Here is a 644-nt window from a genome sequence, read left to right on the forward strand (position 1 = left end):
AATGGGTGGTTTTCCTGCTCCCACCCCCGCTGGGTTGAACCACGGCGCCCTGCGTGCCCCAATTGAATGCCGATTTTAGCGGCACTGTTTTGGTGGACAAATTGCGTCACACGCTGCCACGCCGCCATCTGTTCATCATTCCAAATGCCTGGGCAACCTAATGTTGCACGCGCATCTGGGGCAATGGCGGTCATTTCGGTCATCACCAGCCCGACGCCACCCAAAGCACGGCTGCCCAAGTGTACGGTGTGAAAATCCCCCACCACGCCGTCAGTAGCGCGGTATAAAAGCGTCGGCGAGGCCACCACACGGTTACTCAAGGTAATATCCCGCACGTTAAACGGCGTCAGCATTGGCGGCACCGGCTTAGGTGCCCCCGCTTGCGCGGCAAACCACTGCTCGTAATTATCCAGCCACGCCCCATCACGAACCCGCAAATTTTCATGAGAAATACGCTGAGAGCGCGTGAGCAATGAATAAGCAAACTGCTCAGGTGCTAAATTTTCATAGCGGCGGACATTTTCAAACCACTCGGTTGAGTTACGTGCCGCATTTTGAATTTTCAGGACTTCCACACTGCGCACCGCTTGGTAATGTTCAAGCCCTTTGCGCAAATCGCCGCCTGTGGTGTTTAAGCTTTCACA

General features: G+C 55.0%; 1 protein-coding gene. It reads right to left on the reverse strand.

Annotation, left to right across the window (positions count from 1 at the left end; translation table 11 throughout):
* A partial coding sequence (locus AC4IFO_RS23010; RefSeq protein WP_490737854.1) for an oxidoreductase occupies positions 1-644 on the reverse strand: 644 nt, incomplete at both ends.

The organism is Providencia sp. UF-224 (genome assembly GCF_058245955.1).